The following is an 18,892-nucleotide window of genomic DNA, read 5'->3' on the forward strand; positions in this document are numbered from 1 at the left end:
TGCAACGGCACTATCCAACGAGGTAGCCAGGCCATGATTGATCAGACAGTCGTAGAACTGTCGCGGCTGCAATTCGCGCTGACCGCGATGTACCACTTCCTATTCGTACCCCTCACCCTTGGCCTGTCGTTCATGGTGGCCATCATGGAGAGCGTGTACGTGATGACCGGCAAGGAGATCTGGCGCAGGATGACCCTGTTCTGGGGCGTCCTGTTCGGCATCAACTTCGCCATGGGCGTCGCCACCGGCATCGTCATGGAATTCCAGTTCGGCATGAACTGGTCCTACTACAGTCACTACGTGGGTGACATCTTCGGCGCGCCGCTGGCGATCGAAGGCCTGATGGCCTTCTTCCTGGAAGCCACCTTCGTCGGCCTGTTCTTCTTCGGCTGGAACCGCCTGAGCAAGGTCAAGCACCTGATGGTGACCTGGCTGATGGCACTGGGCACCAACCTGTCGGCGATCTGGATCCTGGTCGCCAACGGCTGGATGCAGAACCCGACCGGTGCGGTGTTCAACCCGGAAACCATGCGCATGGAAGTGGTCGACTTCATGGCGGTGGTGTTCAACCCGGTGGCGCAGGCCAAGTTCGTGCACACCGTCAGCGCCGGCTACGTGACCGGTGCGGTGTTCGTGATGGCGATCAGCGCGCTGTTCCTGCTGCGCAACAAGCACAAGGACCTGGCCCGTCGTTCGTTCGCGGTGGCCGCGGCGTTCGGCCTGCTGTCATCACTGTCGGTGGTCGTGCTGGGTGACGAGAGCGGCTACGCCGCCAGCGAACACCAGAAGATGAAGCTGGCCGCGATCGAAGCGATGTGGGAGACCGAGCGTGCGCCGGCCGACTTCACCGCCTTCGGCATCCCGAACCAGGAAACCCACCAGAACGACTACGCGGTGAAGATCCCCTACCTGATGGGCCTGATCGCCACCCGCTCGTTGAACCAGCCGATTCCGGGCATCCTGGAACTGGTCGAGCGCGCCGAACACCGCGTGCGTGGCGGCCAGCTGGCCTACGGTGCATTGGAACGCCTGCGCGCCAACAAGAACGACGTTGAAGCACGCGAGATGTTCGACCGCCACTGGCAGGACCTGGGCCACGGCCTGCTGCTCAAGCGCTACCGCGACGACATCCTCAACGCCACCCCGCAGGAGATCGCGCAGGCGGCGATGGACACCGTGCCGCGCGTGATGCCGCTGTTCTGGACCTTCCGCGTGATGGCCGGCCTCGGCTTCTACCTGATCGCCTTCTTCGCACTGGCCTTCTACTACTCCTGCCGCAACAACTTCCAGGACAAGCGCTGGTTCCTCAAGCTGGCCCTGTGGACGCTGCCGGCACCGTGGATCGCGATCGAGTGCGGCTGGTTCGTGGCCGAGTATGGTCGCCAGCCGTGGGCGGTCGATGGCGTGCTGCCGACCTTCTATGCGGCGTCGGGCTTGGCCCTGCATGAAATCGTGCTGACCCTGGCAGGCTTCACCGCAATCTACACCGCGCTGATCGTGGTCGAGATCAAGCTGATGCTCAAGGCGATCCGCAAGGGTCCGGACGAGGTGCTGCCGTCGCTGCAGTCGCCCCAGCCGCATGCTTCCCACAATGCCTCGGCGCCAGCCGCCGGCCAGGCCTGAGGCAGGAGAACCAAGATGGATTTCATTCTTCTGGACTACACCACGCTGCGCGTGATCTGGTGGCTGCTGCTCGGCATCCTGCTGATCGGTTTCGCCGTGATGGATGGTTTCGACCTGGGCGTGGGCACCCTGCTGCCCTTCGTCGCCCGCAACGACGCCGAGCGCCGGCTGGTGATCAACACCATCGGCCCGGTGTGGGAAGGCAACCAGGTGTGGCTGATCCTGGGCGGCGGCGCGATCTTCGCCGCCTGGCCGCCGCTCTACGCGGTCAGTTTCTCCGGGTTCTACCTGGCGATGTTCGTGATCCTGTTCGCGCTGATCCTGCGTCCGGTCGGTTTCAAGTTCCGCAGCAAGATGCCCAGCGAACGCTGGCGCAACACCTGGGACTGGGCGCTGTTCATCGGTGGCTTCATCCCGGCGCTGATCATGGGCGTGGCGGTGGGCAACGTGGTGCTGGGCGTGCCGTTCCACTTCGATGACAGCATGCGCATCTTCTACACCGGCTCGTTCTTCGGCCTGCTGATGCCCTTCGCGCTGCTGGCCGGCCTGCTCAGCGTGTCGATGCTGGTCGCCCACGGTGCCGCCATGCTGGTGCTGAAGACCGACGGCCCGGTGGCCGAACGTGCAGCCCGTTTCGGCAGCATCGCCGCGATCATCGCCTTCGTGCTGTTCGCAGTGGGCGGTGCCTGGGTGGCCTTCGGCCTGCCGGGTTACCAGATCACCTCGCAGGTGGTTACCGATGGCGCCACCAATCCGCTGCTGAAGACCGCCGAACTCGGCGCCGCCGGTGGCTGGATGCGCAACTACAGCGCGATGCCAGCCACGATCCTGGCACCGCTGCTGGGCCTGGCCGGCCTGCTGGCCAGTGCGGTGCTGCTGCGTGCCCGTCGCGGCGGGCTGGCCTTCATCGCTTCCGGTGCGGCCATCGCCGGCATCATCCTGACCGTCGGTTTCGCCATCTTCCCGTTCCTGCTGCCGTCCTCGAGCCAGCCCACCTCCAGCCTGACCGTATGGGACGCCTCGTCCAGCCACCTGACCCTGTGGATCATGCTGCTGGCCACGGCGGTGTTCCTGCCGATCATCCTCGCCTACACCACCTGGGTGTACCGCGTGCTCAAGGGCAAGACCACCACCGAAGAGATGGGCAACAACCCGAACGCTTACTGATTGACGGTGTGCCGGCCCACGGCCGGCACACCCTTGAACAAAGGAGATCGACCATGTGGTATTTCGCCTGGATTCTCGGCGCCGGCCTCGCCTCCACGGTGGCCATCCTCAACGGCATGTGGTTCGAAGCCCGCGAGCAGAACCGTATCGAGAAAGAAAATCGTCGCTGAGCTGTAAAAAAACCTTGCCGCCTTGGCCTTCACACGGTATCTTAGGCGGCTCCTTCGGGGTGTAGCTCAGTCTGGTAGAGCGCTACGTTCGGGACGTAGAGGTCGCAGGTTCGAATCCTGTCTCCCCGACCACTCAAGTGGTCGCATTGAAGCCTGGTGAAGTCGTCCAGGCTTTTTTGTTCCCTGAAGTGGCACTGCTTCGGCAGTGTGAAGAAAACAGCATTCACCCCTTGCCGCCATCGGGGTGAATCGCTAGAATAGGCGGCTCCCTTCGGGGTGTAGCTCAGTCTGGTAGAGCGCTACGTTCGGGACGTAGAGGTCGCAGGTTCGAATCCTGTCTCCCCGACCACTTCGGTGGTCACCAAGAAGCCTGGAAGACATCACTGTCCTCCGGGTTTTTTTGTGCCAAGCGCCGGGCCACCCGCATGACGGGACCTTGCCCGGCAGCGCACGTACAATGGCCGCGCTGCCGGCCCACCTGCCGCCCCCACCCCCACCTGCCGCTTCGGCGTAGACCGATGCCGGCGCTGCATGCCGTTGCTGCGGCGTGCGACACCTGCAAGGACCACCGATGAGTTCCTCCACTTCCGATTCGCCGTCGCTGCTGCACGGTCGCGTCCTCGCGTTTGCCGCGATCCTGCTGGCAGCGGTCAACCTGCGCACGGCGGTCACCTCGATCACCCCGCTGCTGGACGTGCTCGGCCAGCAGTTCGGCTTCGGCACCACCATGACCGGCGTGCTGGGCATGCTGCCGACCGCCTCGTTCGCGCTGTTCGGCGTGGCCACGCCGGCACTGGCGCGGCGCCTCGGCCTGGAGCGCACCACCCTGCTGGCGATGGTGATGGCGATGGCCGGCCTGCTGCTGCGCTCCAGCGCCGGCAACGTCGGCACGCTGTTGCTGGGTTCGGTGCTGGCGCTGGCCGGCATGGGCATCGGCAACGTGGTGGTGCCGCCGCTGGTGAAGCGTTACTTCGCCAACAAGGTCGGCACCATGAGTACGCTCTACATCAGCGTGCTGCAGCTGGGCACGATGCTGCCGGCGCTGCTCGCGGTGCCGATGGCCAACGCTGCCGGCTGGCGCGTGTCGCTGGGCATGTGGGCGCTGCTGGCACTGGCCGCCGCACTGCCCTGGCTGGTGCTGGCCAAGCGCGCGCCGAAGCCGCAGGCCGACGCCACCGATCCCGCCGCGCAGCCGCATGGCAAGGTCTGGCGCACGTCGCTGGGCTGGAGCATGACGCTCATGTTCGGCATGACCTCGCTGATGACCTACTCGATGTTCACCTGGCTGCCGCGCATCGTGGTCGAGGCCGGTGGCACGCCCGCGTTCGGCGGCGTGATGGTGGCCGTGTTCTCGGCACTGGGCCTGCTACCGTCGCTGGTCATCCCGTCGATGGCGGTGCGCCTGCAGAACCCGTTCCCGCTGGTGCTGATCGGCTTCTTCTCGTTCGTGATCGCCTTCACCGGCCTGCTGCTGGCACCGATGAAGGCCCCGCTGCTGTGGGCCTGCCTGCTCGGCGTCGGTCCGTCCACCTTCCCGCTGGCGCTGACCCTGATCAACCTGCGCACCCGCACCCCCACCGGCTCGGCGGCGCTGTCCGGGTTCATGCAGGGTGTGGGCTACAGCTTCAGCTGCCTGGGGCCGTTCCTGGTCGGCTGGCTGCACACCGTCAGCGACGGCTGGACGATCCCGTTCAGCTTCCTGTTCGGCTGCGCCACCCTGATGCTGTGCGCTTCCTGGGTGGCCTGCAAGCCGCGCAAGCTGGAAGACCTCTGGTAAGCCGCATGGGGCCAGCAACCGGCCCCACCTACCGCTCGTCAGCCCGTTTGCGCATTTTGACGCCGGGCTGACAATTCCGGGCGGATAGTGCCCACGAATGCCCATCCTTGCCGCGTGCCGGCATCGGGCATGGGGGCGGCAGCGCCGCCCAGGCCACCACTCGGTGCGCGGGGGACTCTCGTTTCAGACAAGACATTGCAGGTCGCTGTCCTGGTTTCGCCCATCCCTGCTGGATGGGAGTTCGCGAGGGGAGTGACGCAGGCCACGGCCACCCCAAAATCTGGCATGTGATGTGCGTCACATTTTTCAGGTTGTCTGGTTCGGAAGCCAAGGGGGTCCCCAATGGTTGTCCACCGCCGGCTGGCGCTCTGCGTCGGCCTTGCCTGTACCGCCCTGGCCTGGGCCAGCAGTGCTGCCCCGCCCGACCGCGAGGCGGCCCTGGCCGAGATCGGCCGCTACCGCGACCAGGCCCGCTGGCTGGATGCCCTCGGCGCCATCGAGCGCGCCAGCCAGCAGCAGCCCAACGACGATCTGCTGTTCAAGCTGCGCGTACTGACCCTGGGCGACATCGGCAATGCGTGGCGCGCCTGGGCGCTGTACCAGCAACGCCCGCAGCTGTTCGACGCTGCACAGAAGCAGCGCATCGAAGGCGACTACCTGGCCAAGCTGGTGGTCTGGAGCCTGGCCTACAGCAGCAGCGAAGACAGCCGGCTGGAAGAGGCCGAATCAACCCTGGCGCGCATGCAGCGCTACCTGGGCGCCGAAGGCACTCCACCCGCGCAGGCGCCACTGCGCATCCGCATGGACCGGCTGATCCTGCTCAACCGGCTGGGCCGCCATGCGCAGGTGCGCGAGGAAGCCCGCGCACTGCAGGCCGAAGGCCATGCCCTGCCCGACTATGTGCTGCCCGCAGTGGGCGATTCGCTGATGGGCACCCTGCACCCGGAGGAAGCCATTCCGGTGCTGCAGGCAGCGGTCGCTGGCGATCCAACGCGCGACGCCTCGCATTCGGAACTGGCTTACGCCTACCTGGAAAGCGAGCAGCAGGAAAAGGCCGTCGACCTGCTGCAGGCGTGGCGCGACAAGGAACCTGCCTGGCGCTGGAGCAACGGGAAGTCGCCGTATCCAAACTGGTCGCGCTACGAGGCCGACCTCAACCTGGCGATGGTGCGCGCCTACAGCGGTGACCTGCCCACCGCGCAGCGCGATCTGGAATCGATGGTCGACATCGCACCGGGCAACGGCGGCCTGCAGAGTGCGCTGGGCAGTGTCTACATGATGCGCGGCTGGCCACGCAGGGCGCTGCAGCGGCAACAGATGGCGCATGCGCTGGACCCGCGCGACATCGAACCACGGCTGGGCATGCAGGAAGCCTACGTCGCTCTGCAGCGTGATGACCTGGCGCGACCGCTGCACGACGATCTGGTCGCACGCTACCCCACCCAGCCCGCCGTCGAACGCATGGACCAGGCCTGGCGCGCGCATCGCGGTTGGCAGCTGAAGGCATGGACCGACATCGGACGCAGTTCCGGCGGGAGTGGCACCTCGCCGCTGGGCAACGATGATCGCCGCTATGGCATGGAGGTCCAGACACCCGTACTCGACGATCGCTGGCGGCTGTTCGTCTTCGCCGACCGGCGCTCGGTCGATTTCCAGGACCAGCGCATCGACCCGCTGTGGCTGGGCGCGGGCGTACGCTACCGCTTCGGCCGGCTGGATGCGGAAGCGGCCGTGCTGCGCGCCAACGACCACATTGGCGATACCGGCCTGCGCGTCGGCGTGGGCTGGCAGTTCAACGACTACTGGCATGCCGGACTGATTGCCGCACGCAATGATCCGGAGGCATCGATGCAGGCGCGCGTGGCCGGCATCACCGCTGACAGCGTCAGTGCGCAGGTCGACTATCGGCGCAGCGAACGCACGCACTGGGTGTTCGGCGCCAGTCGCTTCCGTTACGACGATGGCAACCATCGCGAACTGTTCAGCACCGCACTTGAACAGCGCCTGCTGACCCGCCCACGGTGGCTGATCGATGGCCTGGCCAGTGCCTACACCAGTCGTGGCAGCCGCGACGATGCCCCCTACTTCAACCCGAAGCGCGACCGCATGGTCGAGATCGGCCTGCGCATCGACCAGCAGCTGTGGCGCCACTACGAACGCCACTTCCGGCACCGGCTGACCGTCTCGCTGGGCGACTACTGGCAGGACGGCTTCGGCAGTGCGCTGGTGCCGTCGGTGTCGTACATGCACGAGTGGCAGCTGGGCCAGGGCCGCGTGTTCGAGTATGGCGTGCGCTGGTCGCGGCCGGTCTACGACGGCCATCGCGAACGCCATATCGGCTTCGAAGCCGCACTGCGCTGGGGAGACTGACATGACCCGCATCCTGCGCCTGATCGTGCTCCTGCTGCTGTCGGCTGCGCCGCCGGCCTTCGCGCAGCAGGCCCTGCATCTCGATGCGATCGACAACGGCCTGCTGATCCTCAGCTACCACGACATCCGCGACCAGGTCGCAGCCAAGGGGGATGCCGATACCTATGCGGTGAGCACGCAGAACTTCGCCGCCCACCTGGACTGGCTGGGGGCACACGGTTACCACCCGGTGTCGCTGTCGCAGGTGATCGCGGCCTCACAGGGGCGCGCCACGCTGCCTCCAAAACCGGTACTGCTGACCTTCGATGACGGCCTGCGCAGCGTCTACGACAAGGCCTTCCCGCTGCTGCAGGCCTACCGCTATCCGGCGCTGGTGGCGGTGATCACCGACTACGTGGACATGGCACCGGGCCGCACCATCGACTATGGCTACCGCCCGTTCGGCCGCGACGACTTCATCACCTGGGCACAGCTGAAGCAGATGCACGACAGCGGCCTGATCGAGGTGGCCAGCCATACCGACGATCTGCACCACGGGGTGCTTGCCAACCCGCAGGGAAATTCCACCCCTGCTGTCGTGACCCGCATCTACCGACCGGCCACGCACAGCTACGAGAGCGAGCCACAGTACGAGCAGCGCCTGCGCGCCGATCTCGGCCGCAGTGTGCAACGCATCTAGCAGCACCTGGGCGTGCGCCCGCGCGCCATCGTCTGGCCCTATGCCGCCTACAACCAGCTGAGCAACGACATTGCCGAGCAGCTGGGCATGCCAGTGTCCTTCGATCTGGAAGGCCGCAGCACGCCGGTGGCCAGCGACCTGCATGGCCTGGCGCGCTTCCTGGTCAGCGACAACCCGACCGTGGAGGCGCTGGCCTACGAACTGCGCCGCGACGTCGCGCTCGATGGCATCCGTGCCCTGCAGATCGACCTGGATGATGTGTACGACCCCGACCCCGCACAGCAGGCGCGCAATCTGGATGCGCTGATCGAGCGGGTCAAGCGCGTCGCACCGACGCACGTCTACCTGCAGGCGTTCGCCGATCCGGACGGCAACAACACCGCCGATGCACTGTACTTCCCGAACCGCCACATGCCGATGCGCGCGGACCTGTTCAGCCGCGTTGCCTGGCAGCTGAAATCGCGTGCGGGGGTGAAGGTCTACGCATGGCTGCCGGTGCTCGGCTTCGAGCTGCCCGACCCGGCGCAGCGCAAGGCGCTGGCGATCCGCAACGGCGATGCCGATGGCATGTACCGGCTGGATTTCACCAACCCGCGAGCGCGCCAGATCATGCTCGACATCTACGAGGACCTGGCGGTCAACTCGTACCTCGAGGGCCTGCTGTTCCATGACGATGGCTATCTGCGCGACACCGAGCTGCCCACGCTGGCGGCCGGCGATGGAGGCAGCGCACGCACGCAGGCATTGATCGACTTCACCCTGGCACTGCGCAACAGCGCGCAGCACTGGCGGCCGAAGCTGGCCACGGTGCGCAACCTGTACGCCGAACCGGTGCTGCGCCCACAGAGCGAAGCCTGGTTCGCGCAGCGCTTGGACCTGTTCAACAAGGCCTACGACCAGACCGCACTGATGGCGATGCCGTGGATGGAAGGCAGCAAGCATCCGGAACGCTGGCTCGACCAGCTGTTGGGCGCGGTGCGGGCGCATGATCCACAGCTGCAGCACACCCTGTTCGAATTGCAGACCGTCGACTGGCGCAGCGGGCAACCGATTCCCGCCGAGCGCCTGCGCGCGCAGATCCGCCAGCTGCAGGCGCAGGGCGTGCACCACTTCGCCTGGTACCCGGACGACTTCATCGCCGACCAGCCCTCCACCCGCGATGCCCGCGCGGCGATGTCCGCCGGCAACTTCCCGTACCCGGAGAAGTGACATGGACATGCATCCGTTGCTGCAGGTCCTGTTCCAGTTCGCCTTCTACTACCCGATGGTGATGGCGTTCTTCTGGATGTCGGGCGGCCTGTATTACTACTTCCGGCGCGAACGCCATTCGCGTCCACGCAACGACCCGCCGCTGATGGTCGATCCACCGTTCGCGAGCCTGCTGATTCCCTGTCACAACGAGTCCGCGAACCTCGACGACACGCTCGGCGCGGCGCTGGCACAGCGCTACCCGGCCGACTACGAAGTGATCGCCATCGACGACGGCAGCAGCGACGACACCGGTGCGCGGCTGGACGCCCTGGCGGCAAAGCACCCACGGCTGCGCGTGCTGCACCTGGACCGCAACCTGGGCAAGGCCAATGCGCTGCGCATGGGTGCACTCGCCGCGCGTTCGGAGTACCTGGTGTGCATCGACGGCGATGCGATGCTGGAGGAGCACGCGCTGCACTGGATGATCTGGCACCTGGTCAGCGGCAACCGGGTCGGCGCGGTGACCGGCAATCCGCGCATCCGCAACCGCTCCACCCTGCTCGGACGCCTGCAGGTGGCCGAGTTCTCCTCGATCATCGGCATGATCAAGCGCGCGCAGCGGGTATACGGGCGCATATTCACCATCTCCGGCGTGATCGCTGGCTTCCGTCGTACCGCGCTGCACCAGGTCGGCTGGTGGTCGGACGACATGGTGACCGAAGACATCGACATCAGCTGGCGCCTGCAACGGGCGCACTGGGACATTCGCTACGAACCCAACGCACTGTGCTTCATCCTGATGCCGGAAACGCTGAAGGGGCTGTGGAGGCAGCGGCTGCGCTGGGCCCAGGGTGGCGTGGAGGTGATGCTGCGCCACGCCCGCTCGCTGCTGCACTGGAAGGAGCGGCGCATGTGGGGCGTACTGCTGGAGTACGTGCTGAGCGTGATCTGGGCTTACACCATGTTGTTCATCGTGGTGCTGTGGGCGCTGGGCAAGTTCATCGAACTGCCGCCGCAGCTGCATATCGCCAGCCTGCTGCCGGAATGGCACGGCGTGATCCTGGCCCTGGTCTGCCTGCTGCAGTTCGCCAGCAGCCTGATCATCGACCGTCGTTACGAAACACAGATTGGACGCAACTACTTCTGGGTCATCTGGTACCCGATGGCGTACTGGTTGATCAGCCTTTCCACCACCCTGGTGGCGTTGCCGAAAACCCTGCTGCGCCGTCGCAGCAAGCGCGCCACCTGGACCAGTCCCGATCGGGGGATCCGATGAACGCACAACGCCCGTCCAACCGCTTCGACTCGCGGATGATCCGCAAGCCGCATCGCCAACCACGCTTCCAGCGCACCGCCTGGGGCTTCGTCACACTCGCGTTCTGGGGGTTCTACTTCTACCTGTGGGCACCGTTGGTGACCCTGCTCTCGTGGCTGATCGGCGGGCAGATGGCCTGGCAGCAGCTGTACGAGCGCAAGAACCAGTTCGACCCCTATGTGCTGGTGGCGCTGCCGCTGATGCTGCTGTGTGCCAGCGTGCTGCTGATCGGCTGGGCCGAGTACAACCGCGCGCGCTTCCGCGGCCACGACCGGCGCCTGCCGCGGCCGCTGGCCAGCCTCAACGAAGTGGCCGCCGACCTGGGGGCCAGCACCGGGCTGGCCGAGCGCCTGCTCGGCTGCAAGGCCGCCACGCTGCACATGGACGATCACGCGCGGCCGATCGGCATCCGCCGCGAGGTGGTGTAACCCGACAACCCGGTGGGTGCCGACCCTGGTCGGCACTTGCTTTGGTAGATGCCGACCTTGGTCGGCACCGGGGTCTACCGCGAAGAGCATCCACGCACGGCGTGGATCTACGTGCGCGTCTGCCCTTCACCGCGCACGACGAACCGTTCGACGGTGAGTGCTTCCAGGCCCATCGGGCCGTAGGCGTGCAGGCGCGTGGTGGAAATACCGATCTCGCTGCCCAGGCCCAACTGCCCACCATCGGAAAAGCGCGATGAGGCATTCACCATCACCACCGCCGAACGCAGCGCGTTGACGAAGCGCTCGGCGTGGACCGCGTCTTCGGTCGCAATCACTTCGGTATGGTCGGAGGTATAACGGCGGATGTGCGCGATGGCCGCATCGAGGTCATCCACCACCCGCACGGCCAGCACCAGATCCAGGAACTCGGCGGCGTAATCCGCATCGGTGGCTGCGTTGCTACCCGGCAGCAACGGCTGCGCAGCCGCGTCGGCGCGCAGCTCCACGCCGCGCTCGCCGAGCGCCTGTGCCACGCGCGGCAGGAACGCTTCGGCCACATCGCGGTGCACCAGCAGGGTCTCCAGCGAATTGCAGGCCGACGGACGACTGCACTTTCCGTCCACCAGCAGATCGATGGCTTTGCCGAGGTCGGCGCTGGCATCCACGAACAGGTGGCAGACACCCTTGTAGTGCTTAATCACCGGCACCCGCGCATGTTCGGCAACGAAGCGGATCAGGCCTTCGCCGCCGCGCGGAATCGCCAGATCGATCAGTTCATGCAGCTGCAGCAGTTCCAGCATCGCTTCGCGGCGCAGGTCGGTCAGCACGGTCACCGCCGCCGGTGGCACGCCATTGGCCTTGAGCGCGCCCGCCAACGCCTGGGCGATGGCTGTGTTGGAATGGATCGCTTCGGAGCCACCGCGCAGGATCACGCCATTGCCGGCCTTCAGGCACAGCGCAGCCGCTTCGGCGGTCACGTTCGGGCGCGCCTCATAGATCATTGCGATCACACCCAGCGGCACGCGTACCTTCTGCACGCGGATGCCGTTTGGACGCGCATCGTCGCGGGTGATCTGGCCGACGGGATCGGGCAGCGCGGCGACCTCACGCACGGCTTCGGCCATCGCGAACAGGCGTGCCGGGTCCAGCGCCAGGCGGTCGAGCATGGCGCTGCCAACGCCCTTGTCGCGCGCGGCGGCGAGGTCACGTGCATTACCGGCAAGGATCAGCCCGGCATTCACTTCCAGCGCCTGTGCCATGGCCAGCAGCAGCGTGCGGCGGGCCGCACTGTCGAGGCCGGCAACGTTCTGGGCCGCGTCACGGCAGGCACGCGCCTGCGTTTCGATGTCGCTCATCGGGGAGTCCTTCAAACCGGTCATGGCAGCACCAGATCGTCGCGATGGACGACGCTGCCGCCGTAGTTGTAGCCCAGCACGGCCTCGATGTCGCGCGAATGGCGGCCGGCGATCCGGCGCACATCATCGGCCGCGTACTGGCTGACGCCGCGCGCGACGCAGACACGGCCCTGCGGCGCGTTCCAGCACACCTGCACCATGTCGCCACGGCGGAACACGCCCTCCGCGCCGGTGATGCCACCGGGCAGCAGCGAGGCGCCCTTCTCGCGCATGGCCTGCGCCGCGCCGGCATCGATCACGATCGCGCCCTCGACCAGCGGCGCGTGCCGCAGCCAGTGCTTGCGTGCGGCCTCGCGGCTGCGTGCGGCGTGGATACGGGTACCGAACAGGCGATCCTGCGCCAGCGCGCGCACCACGTCGCCACTGCGGCCATTGAACAGATAGGTTTCTATGCCGAGGCGACCGGCCTTCGCCGCCGCCTCCAGCTTGGTGCGCATGCCGCCGGTACCAGCGCGCGAGCCGGCGCCACCGGCCATCGCCAGCACCTCGTCACTCAGTTCCGGCACGTCGTGCAACGGCCGCGCGTCGGCCACGGTGCGCGGGTCGGCGCTGTACAGGCCGTCGATGTCAGTGGCGATGAACAGTGCATCGGCATCGACCAGCGCCGCCACGGTCGCGGCCAGGTTGTCGTTGTCGCCGAGCTTGAGCTCGTCCACCGACACGGTGTCGTTCTCGTTGACCACCGGCAACGCACCCAGCCGCAGCAGTTCGTTGAGGGTAGCGCGTGCGTTGAGGTAGCGGCGGCGGTTGCGCAGGTCGTCGTGGGTCAGCAGCACCTGCGCCACCGGGCGCTCGAAGAAGCGCTGCCAGAGCCCGATCAGCTGGGCCTGGCCGAGCGCGGCCAGCGCCTGCCGCGCCGCCATCGCCGCGCCGGGCTCATCGGCCCGCGGCAGGATCGCGCGCCCGGCAGCGACCGCGCCGGACGATACGATCACTACCTCACGCCCGGCCAGTACATTGGCAGAGACGAACTGTGCCAGGCCCAGCGCGTGGCGTGGCGACAGGCCGCCGCCATCGGCTGCCAGCAGGCTGCTGCCGACCTTCAGCACTGCACGCCGCCATGGTGGCAGCGCTTGTTCGGGGAACGGCGAGGCGACGTGGGCAGCGTGCTGGATCATCGGTCAGGCTCTCAGCGAGTGTTCCATTCGTGCACGGTCAGGTCGGAGGCCTGCATCGTCACCAGCGGATCGGTGGCGACGATGGCCTGTGCCTGCGCCAGGCTGTCCACGTTGCACAGCACATAGGCGCCACCGCTGCCATCGGCGAAGCCGCCGGTCAGCTGCAGCTTTCCCTGCGCCTGCAACGCATCGAGGAAGTCACGATGCGGCTGCACGGCGGCGGCATTGAAACCGGGCCGGCGCATGGCCAACACCAGGTAGACCGTGCCCGCCATCAGGACAGCGCCTGCCAGCGCGCGCGCAGTTCATCCAGGCGCAGGTCGGCTGCCGAACCCGGCGACACGCGAGCGGCCAGGCTGCCTTCCGGCGTGCGCCCCTGCCCTGCACTATCGGCACCGGCCGCAGCGGCCTTGTAGGCCTCGCGGAACGGCACACCAGCCACGGCCGCTTCCACGGCAACGTCGGTGGCATACATGCCCGAGTCGATCGCTGCGCGCAGCCTGTCGTCACGCCACTCCAGATTGGCCAGCAGCGCCGGCAGCAGCTCCAGCGCGGCCAGGCCACGGCCGAAGCCATGGAAGATGGCGCCCTTGGACGACTGCAGGTCGCGATGGTAGCCCGACGGCAGCGACAGCAGCTGCTCGATCTCGGTGCGCGCGGCGGCGACGCTGGCATGGGTGGCGCGCATCAGCTCGATCACATCCGGGTTGCGCTTGTTGGGCATGATCGAGCTGCCGGTGGTGTACTGCGCCGGCAGTGCGACGAAGCCGAACTCGGCGCTGGTGAACAGCGACAGGTCCCAGGCGATGCGGCGCAGGTCCAGGGTGGCACCACCCAGTGCTTCCAGCGCGGCCAGCTCGAACTTGCCCCGCGACAGCTGCGCGTAGATCGGCGAGATCTGCATGCGCGCGAAACCGAGCGCAGCCGTGGTGTGTTCGCGGTCCAGCGGCAGATTGACGCCATAACCGGCGGCGGTGCCCAGCGGGTTGGCATCGATCAGTGCATGGGTGTCACGGGCGCGGATGGCATTGTCGATGAAGGCCTCGGACCAGCCCGCCCACCACATGCCGGCCGAGGACACCACGGCACGCTGGATGTGGGTATAGCCGGGTATCGGCAGGTCCTTCTCGGCCTGCGCACGGTCCAGCGCGACCTTGGCCACTTCGGCGCTGAGCTGCGCCACGCGCTGCAGCTTCTCTTTCAGCCACAGGCGGGTGGCCACCAGGATCTGGTCGTTGCGGCTGCGGCCGGTGTGGATCTTGCGGCCGGCGTCGCCGAGGCGTTCGGTCAACCGCGCTTCGATCGCCGAGTGGCCATCCTCGTACTGCGTATCCAGCACGAAGCGGCCTTCGCGGAAGTCCTGCGCCAGGATCTCCAGTTCGCGCAGCAGGCCTTCCAGCTCGTCGGCGCTGAGGATGCCGATGTGCTGCAGGCCTTGTGCATGCGCGGCGCTGGCGGCGATGTCGTGCAGGAAGAATTCGCGATCGAGGATCACGTCGTCGCCGGCGAGGAAGGTCTGGATCTGGGCGTCGACGGCGACGCCGGGCTTCTGCCAAAGAAGGTCTGCCATGGGGGCTCCGGAATACGTGTTCAGTGCGGGATCGACGTCAGTTCGTCGATGCCCAGCGCGAGGTTGAGGTTCTGCATGGCCTGGGTGGCCGCGCCCTTGAGCAGGTTGTCCAGGGTCGCCACCACCACGACCCGCTTGCCGCCCGGGGCCAGGGTGAAGCCACCGACCTGGGCACCGTGGCGACCGGCAATGCGGCTGACCCACGGCGCTTCATCCACCACTTCGATCAAGGGTTCGCCGGCATAGGCCTGCTGGAAGCGCTCGACGATCTGCTCGCGGGTCTGCACCCGGTTCAGCCACAGATTGGCGGTGAGCGTGATGCCACGGAAATGCGGCGCGACGTGCGGCATGAACTCGACCGCCACGCCCAGCTGCACGGACACTTCGCGCTCGTGCACGTGGTTGGTCAGCGCATACGGCATCAGGTTGTCGGCCAGCAGTTCAACGTTGTTCTTGTCCGACGGCGTGGTACCGGCACCGGAGTAGCCGGAGACACCGAAGCACTGCGGCGGACCGGCCAGCAGGTCCAGCAGCGGATGCACCGCCAGCTGCATTGCCGTGGCATAGCAGCCCGGGTTGCTGATGTGCTTCTGGCCGTTGTAGCGGCCGCGGGTCAGCTCCGGCAGGCCGTAGTACCAGCTGTTGTCGAAGCGGTAGTCGGCCGAGAGATCGACGATGACAGTGTCCGGCTTCGCGGTTTCAAGCGCGGCCACGAACGGCGCGGCCAGGCCATTGGGCAGGGCCAGGATCACCGCATCCACGCCCTTGGCGGCCACCGCGTCGGCGTCCAGGTTCTCGTACTGCAGGTCACCCTGGAATTCCGGATGGTGATCGGACAGGCGCTGCCCGGCGCGCTCGCGCGAGGAGACGAAAGCCAGCTTCAGCCGCGGATGGGCGGCCACCAGCTTGATCAGCTCGGCACCGGTATGGCCGCGGGCACCGACGATACCCAGGGTGAAAGTCGAATCGTTCATGCGTGACTGTCCAGGCGGTACTGCAGGTGGCGCTTCACGCCCTGCCATTCCGCATCGATGATGGAGAAGATGACGGTGTCGCGCGGCGTGCCGTCGGCATGCCGCTTGTGGTTGCGCAGCACGCCGTCCTGCTTGGCGCCGAGGCGGGCGATGGCGGTACGCGAAGTAAAGTTGAACCAGCTGGTTTCCAGCACCACGCTGATGCAGCCCATGGCCTCGAAGGCGTGCTGCAGCAGCAACAGCTTGGCTTCGGTGTTGGCGCCGGTGCGCTGCACACGCGGCGCATACCAGGTGTAGCCGAGACTGAGCTTGGGCACCCCGGCATCCATGTCGTAGAAGCGCGTGCTGCCGATGATCTCACCCGCCGCATCGCGGATCACGAAGGGCAGCACCTTGCCTTCAGCCTGCGCCTGCAGCGCGGCCTGCACATAGTGCTCGACCCGCTGCGGTGACGGCACCTGGGTGTACCAGAGCTGGTCCAGGCCGCTGCCTTCAAGCGCATCGCGCAGGCCCGGCACGTGCTCCATCTGCAGCGGCTGCAGGGTTACGTGCTGGCCGCGCAGGGTGGGAACCGTGTTCCAGGCATCGAGGTTGCTCATCGCTCAGCCCTGCAGGCTCGGGGTGCGCTGCGCGCAATGATCGACATAGGTCTTGATCCGGTCGATGCCATCGGCACCGAACCAGAACACCTTCCACTGATCCTGCTTGTAGCAGCCATCGGACTCGGCGTAGTAGAAGTGATTGATCGGGTTGCCGTGGCGCGAGCGCCAGAACAGCTGCGGGGTTTCCTCCAGCATCACGTTCCATACTGCGCGGCCCAGGCCCTCGCCCTGCGCGTCGTCGAGCACGGCGAACTTGTCCAGGTACACGCCCTCTGCCTCGTCGGTGAGGATCACCGCGGTGCGGTAGTTCTCGCTGACATAGGCACGCAACAGTTTGGTCTTCTCGAAGTAGTCCGGCACCAGGGTGCGGCCGAAACTGGATTCGATCAGGCCCTTCAGGCGCGGCAGGTCCAGTTCGTCCCAGGCGGTGGCGCGCAGTACTTTCTCGCCCTTGCGTACCAGCGTGCCCGAGCCCTTGTGGGTGAACAGTTCCTTGGCCAGGTCGGCCGGACGGGTGATCGACACCGACGATTCCAGCGGCAGGCGATCAAGCAGATCCTTGATCTGTTCGATCTTCACCTTCATGCCGCCGTGGATCCACGGCTGCGCGATCAGGTGGTCGTACTCGGTGGACAGGTTGATCGAATCGATCACGTTGCCCTGCTCGTCCAGCAGGCCGCCGGTGCCGGTCAGGAAGATGATCTTGTACGGCTGCAGTTCCTGCACCAGCTCGTTGGCGGCGAAGTCGGCGTTGACGTTGAGGATCTGGCCGCCGGCGGTCTCACCCAGGCTGGTGATGACCGGGATCGAACCGGCGCGCAGGCTGGCCTCGATTGGCGCCAGGTTGACCTTCTTCACCTCGCCGACCAGGCCGTAGGTGTCCACGTCCAGGTACTCGGCCTCGAACACACCACCGGTGATCGAGGTGGCGCGCGCGCCGTTCTGCTGCAGCGCCTCGACCAGGCGCAGGTTGGACTGCTGGAACACCCGGCGCACGATCGCCAGCGCTTCCGGCGAGGTCACGCGCAGGCCGTTCACGGTCTGCTTCTCGATGCCAGCGGCCGACAGCTCGGCATCCAGCTGCGGGCCGGCGCCGTGCAGCACGATCGGGGTCAGACCGACCTCCTGCAGGAACGACAGCGAGGAGGTCAGCGCGTCGAGGTCGTCGCGCAGCACCGCGCCGCCGACCTTGACCACGGCGAAGCGCTTGGCATCCAGCTGCGAAAAGCGCTTGAGGTACTGGCTGATCTCCTTCGCGCTGGCCATGCTGGAAAGCAGGCGCACGATGGTCTGGCGGGTCTGGCGGTGGGGCTGGAGGGCAGGAGACATTTCGGTTTCGTCGGAAAGGGAAGAATCAGGCGCCGGCGGCGATGATGCGGTGCACGGCGTCGGTGTAGCGCTGCAGCTGCTCCAGCGTCACGAACTCGTCGGCGGTGTGGGCCTGGGCGATGTCGCCCGGGCCGAACACCAGCGTGGTGTAGCCACCGGCCGAGAACAGCGAGGCCTCGGTCCAGAAGTCCACCGCGTTGCCGATCGGCAGGTCCAGCGCATCGGCCACGTCGCGCGCCAGCAGGCGGCGGTTCTCGGCTTCGGCGATGTCACCGGCCGGCAGGCTGGGGCCACGGAAGGTTTCGGTGAACAGTGCCGCCTGCGGCTCGGCGAAGCCGGCAAAGGTCGCCAGCAACGCATCGATATCCATCGACGGCAGCGGACGGAAACCGAAGCGCACTTCGGCAGCGGGCGCGATCATGTTGGCCTTGATGCCACCTTCGACGCGACCGATGTTGAAGCGCAGGCCGGTCAGCCCGCCGAAGCGCGCCGACGCCAGCGATTCCACGTGGTCCAGCGCGCGGTTGCCCCAGCGCATGGCCTGATGCAGCGCGCTGGCGGCTGCATCCTGCTTGCCCGAGGCATGCCCCGCGCGGCCAGCGAACTGCATCAGCACCGAGCTGATGCCACGGTGCGCCAGCACCGCCTCGCTCATGGTCGGCTCGGCCACCAGCACCGCTTCATACGGCAGGCCACGGGCCAGGAACGCAGCGATGCAGCGCGGATCGTTGGCTTCTTCATCGCTGGAGAACAGGAAGGCTGCGTCACCGTCGCTGGCATTGGCTGCGGCCACCAGTGCGGCGGCCGCGCCCTTGATGTCACACACGCCCAGACCGACCACGCGGTCGTCCAGGCGGCGCATCACGTGCGGGTCGGCACTCCAGTGCGGCGAATCCGGCACGGTATCCAGGTGTACGTTGAACAGGTACTTCGGCGTCCCGCGCACGGCGTACAGGCTGACCGCACCGGCGCCGTGGTCGATCACCTCGACGTTGAAGCCGGGCAGGTTCGCGCGCAGGTAATCGAAGATGCCACCGGTGGTGATCGCACGCGGCGGGTTGCGGGTGTCGAAGGACACCAGCGCCTGCAGGTGATCGAGCGTCTGTTCAAGCATGAATCAACAATCCTGTGGAATTCCGCCGGGCATGGCCCGGCGCTACCGGA

Annotated in this window: 15 protein-coding genes, 2 tRNA genes and 1 pseudogene; 10 read left to right on the forward strand and 8 right to left on the reverse strand. The window is 66.8% G+C overall.

Annotated elements, in window-relative coordinates; all coding sequences use genetic code 11:
* Positions 1-33 precede the first annotated feature (33 nt).
* The 10 genes and pseudogenes from AC5P6E_RS13340 to pgaD all read left to right on the forward strand — a co-directional run bounded on the left by AC5P6E_RS13340 (position 34) and on the right by pgaD (position 10,720).
* Complete coding sequence (locus tag AC5P6E_RS13340; protein ID WP_495231049.1) at positions 34-1,623, forward strand: cytochrome ubiquinol oxidase subunit I; 1,590 nt, start codon at positions 34-36, stop codon at positions 1,621-1,623.
* 15 nt (positions 1,624-1,638) lie between these two features.
* On the forward strand, positions 1,639-2,790 hold the full coding sequence (cydB, locus tag AC5P6E_RS13345) for a cytochrome d ubiquinol oxidase subunit II (protein WP_005410353.1): 1,152 nt from the start codon (positions 1,639-1,641) through the stop codon (positions 2,788-2,790).
* Positions 2,791-2,843: 53 nt separating this feature from the next.
* Positions 2,844-2,960, forward strand: coding sequence for a cytochrome bd-I oxidase subunit CydX (cydX, locus tag AC5P6E_RS13350; protein WP_005410354.1), 117 nt, complete (start codon positions 2,844-2,846; stop codon positions 2,958-2,960).
* Positions 2,961-3,015: 55 nt separating this feature from the next.
* Positions 3,016-3,092 (forward strand) — tRNA-Pro (locus tag AC5P6E_RS13355).
* Between the two features lie 140 nt (positions 3,093-3,232).
* Positions 3,233-3,309, forward strand: a tRNA-Pro gene (locus AC5P6E_RS13360).
* Between the two features lie 222 nt (positions 3,310-3,531).
* Positions 3,532-4,737, forward strand: a complete 1,206-nt coding sequence (locus tag AC5P6E_RS13365) for a CynX/NimT family MFS transporter (RefSeq protein ID WP_019336642.1) — start codon at positions 3,532-3,534, stop codon at positions 4,735-4,737.
* 342 nt (positions 4,738-5,079) lie between these two features.
* Positions 5,080-7,107 (forward strand): poly-beta-1,6 N-acetyl-D-glucosamine export porin PgaA, encoded by a 2,028-nt coding sequence (gene pgaA / locus AC5P6E_RS13370; RefSeq protein WP_019336643.1) that lies wholly within the window; start codon positions 5,080-5,082, stop codon positions 7,105-7,107.
* A 1-nt stretch (position 7,108) separates the two neighbouring features.
* Positions 7,109-8,995, forward strand: a pseudogene (gene pgaB, locus AC5P6E_RS13375) (poly-beta-1,6-N-acetyl-D-glucosamine N-deacetylase PgaB).
* Between the two features lies 1 nt (position 8,996).
* The gene (gene pgaC / locus AC5P6E_RS13380) at positions 8,997-10,253 is read left to right on the forward strand and encodes a poly-beta-1,6-N-acetyl-D-glucosamine synthase (RefSeq protein ID WP_010486660.1); all 1,257 of its coding nucleotides are present in this window, start codon (positions 8,997-8,999) and stop codon (positions 10,251-10,253) included.
* A complete protein-coding gene (pgaD, locus tag AC5P6E_RS13385) occupies positions 10,250-10,720 on the forward strand; it encodes a poly-beta-1,6-N-acetyl-D-glucosamine biosynthesis protein PgaD (protein ID WP_010486657.1) in 471 nt (156 codons plus the stop codon). Before pgaC ends, pgaD begins: the two co-directional genes overlap by 4 nt.
* 107 nt (positions 10,721-10,827) lie before the next feature.
* On the opposite strand, the gene AC5P6E_RS13390 is transcribed toward pgaD, so the two are convergent.
* Genes AC5P6E_RS13390 through AC5P6E_RS13425 form a run of 8 tightly spaced genes read right to left on the reverse strand, consistent with a single transcriptional unit; the run spans position 10,828 to position 18,842 of the window.
* Positions 10,828-12,099: a glutamate-5-semialdehyde dehydrogenase gene (locus AC5P6E_RS13390; RefSeq protein ID WP_049454866.1), complete on the reverse strand. Its 1,272-nt coding sequence runs from the start codon at positions 12,097-12,099 to the stop codon at positions 10,828-10,830.
* Positions 12,096-13,253 (reverse strand): glutamate 5-kinase, encoded by a 1,158-nt coding sequence (proB, locus tag AC5P6E_RS13395; protein ID WP_057503879.1) that lies wholly within the window; start codon positions 13,251-13,253, stop codon positions 12,096-12,098. The genes AC5P6E_RS13390 and proB overlap by 4 nt, the downstream gene beginning before the upstream one ends.
* Positions 13,254-13,264: 11 nt before the next feature.
* Positions 13,265-13,528, reverse strand: coding sequence for a YciI family protein (locus AC5P6E_RS13400; RefSeq protein ID WP_010486652.1), 264 nt, complete (start codon positions 13,526-13,528; stop codon positions 13,265-13,267).
* Positions 13,528-14,823 (reverse strand): argininosuccinate lyase, encoded by a 1,296-nt coding sequence (gene argH, locus AC5P6E_RS13405; protein ID WP_019336646.1) that lies wholly within the window; start codon positions 14,821-14,823, stop codon positions 13,528-13,530. The genes AC5P6E_RS13400 and argH overlap by 1 nt, the downstream gene beginning before the upstream one ends.
* A gap of 20 nt (positions 14,824-14,843) precedes the next feature.
* Positions 14,844-15,797, reverse strand: coding sequence for an N-acetyl-gamma-glutamyl-phosphate reductase (argC, locus tag AC5P6E_RS13410; protein WP_043400943.1), 954 nt, complete (start codon positions 15,795-15,797; stop codon positions 14,844-14,846).
* On the reverse strand, positions 15,794-16,396 hold the full coding sequence (locus AC5P6E_RS13415; RefSeq protein ID WP_010486646.1) for a GNAT family N-acetyltransferase: 603 nt from the start codon (positions 16,394-16,396) through the stop codon (positions 15,794-15,796). The genes argC and AC5P6E_RS13415 overlap by 4 nt, the downstream gene beginning before the upstream one ends.
* A 3-nt stretch (positions 16,397-16,399) precedes the next feature.
* A complete protein-coding gene (locus AC5P6E_RS13420) occupies positions 16,400-17,728 on the reverse strand; it encodes an acetylglutamate kinase (protein WP_010486643.1) in 1,329 nt (442 codons plus the stop codon).
* Between the two features lie 25 nt (positions 17,729-17,753).
* Positions 17,754-18,842, reverse strand: a complete 1,089-nt coding sequence (locus AC5P6E_RS13425) for an acetylornithine deacetylase (RefSeq protein WP_010486641.1) — start codon at positions 18,840-18,842, stop codon at positions 17,754-17,756.
* Positions 18,843-18,892: the final 50 nt, after the last annotated feature.

The sequence above is a fragment of the Stenotrophomonas sp. YJH_SMC_16 genome (genome assembly GCF_059367875.1).